Here is a 1576-nt window from a genome sequence, read left to right as displayed (position 1 = left end):
CGGCGAGAGATTGCCGAGGTGCAGTCCCTTTTTCTCGAAGAACCCTCCGATGCCCCAGCAGGCGGCCGTCAGAACGGCGAACAATTCCGGCGACATGATGCCCTCCTTATGGCTTCAGGTGCGAGGATGGCTCCGCCGGCACATAGCCCAGCCGGCGGGAAATCTGCTCCGCGGTTTCCATGAGCTCCACCGCAATCTCCGGAAGCCGCTCGGCGGTGACGCGATAGGCCGGGCCAGAGAGGCTGATGGCGGCACAGACCCTCCCCGAACGGTCCCGCACCGGCGCCGCGGCGGAATTCAGACCCTCTTCCAGTTCCTCCTGGGCCAGGGCGTATCCCTGCCGGCGCACGCGCTCCAGCTCCTGCTCCAGCTCCGCCCGCTCTGTGATGGTGCGCGGGGTATAGCGATGCAGACGCAGGCGCGCCAGCAGGTCGGTCCGCTCCTCCGCCGGCAGGAACGCCAGCAGGACCTTGCCCGGCGAGGTGGCATGCAGGGGTGTGCGCCTCCCGACCCACCCGATATCCTTGATCTGGCGCTCTGCCGGCACCGACTGCTCGATGTTCAGGGCCGAGTCGTGGTACAGGATGACCAGGTTGGCGGTTTCCCCATAGCGGGAGGCGAGCGCATCCAGGTATGGTTTGGCGAGGAGCCGCAGATCGGCGTGGCCGACCACCTGGCCGGCCAGCACGATCAGCTCCGTCCCCAGACGGTAGCGGCCGGTCTCCGGGTTGCGCTCCACCAGCCCCTCCAGCTCCAGCGCGCCGAGGAGCCGGGAGACGGTGCTCTTATGGATGCCCAGCCGGCGGCTCAGCTCCGCCACGCTCAGCTCCGGCTCCTCGTGGCTGAAGGCCTTCAGCAGCGCGACGGCTTTGCGCACCGCCTGGGTGCCGGCGGGGACGCGCTCCGACTCATCCACCATGGATTTCCTCCAGCCCATCATGCACGCCGAAGCGCCCCCGCAGGAGGGCATCCTGCTCCGGCGAGAGGCGGGGGACTGCCGGCTCCGCCAGCAGATCCATCACCCACTGCGCCGCCCGCTGGCGCGCCGTGCTTTTGCCGGCGGCGGTCCATGTCTCGCGAGCACTGCGGTCCATCAACCGTGGAAAGGCCATCTCACCGCGCATGTGGCGCAGGGTGTGCTCGTCCATGAGGTAATGCCCGCCCGGGCCAACGCGCCGGATGGCTTCGCCGGCCAGATGCTCCGCATCCACGGTGATGCCGCGTATGACGCGCTTGACCATCAGGATAATGTCGTTGTCCAGCGCCATCTGCTCATAGGAGACCGCGTTCATGTTTTCGATCATGCCGACGGCGTGATGGATGTAGGATGCGCCGGCCATGGCGGTCAGCAGAAGGGTCAGGGTTTTCTCAGCGCCGGCCTGGAAGTCGGGGATTTTAGCGTCGCTCATGCCGGCGGAGCAGTAAATGGGCACGCCGTAGAACTGCGCCAACTGGGCGGCGCCGGCCTGCATCAGGCCGAATTCCGGGGTCCCGCCCAGATAGCCGCCTGTGCCAGGGTTCATCTGGCCGGGGATATAGCCGGCCAGCACCGGCGTGCCGCGCCGCACCAGTTGGG

Annotated in this window: 2 protein-coding genes; both read right to left on the bottom strand. The window is 67.7% G+C overall.

Translation table 11 applies throughout. From position 1 onward, the window contains the following. Positions 1-106: 106 nt before the first annotated feature. Positions 107-919, bottom strand: a complete 813-nt coding sequence (locus tag H5T60_14770) for an IclR family transcriptional regulator (GenBank protein ID MBC7243695.1) — start codon at positions 917-919, stop codon at positions 107-109. Continuing rightward, positions 909-1576, bottom strand: a 668-nt coding sequence (locus H5T60_14765) for a trimethylamine methyltransferase family protein (protein MBC7243694.1), incomplete at its 5' end; no start/stop codon positions are given. The genes H5T60_14770 and H5T60_14765, both read right to left, overlap by 11 nt.

The organism is Anaerolineae bacterium (genome assembly GCA_014360855.1).
In the GTDB taxonomy this organism is placed as follows: Bacteria; Chloroflexota; Anaerolineae; order JACIWP01; family JACIWP01; genus JACIWP01.
Note: the sequence above shows the minus strand (reverse complement) of the source record. Positions and strands in the feature narration are given on the sequence as shown.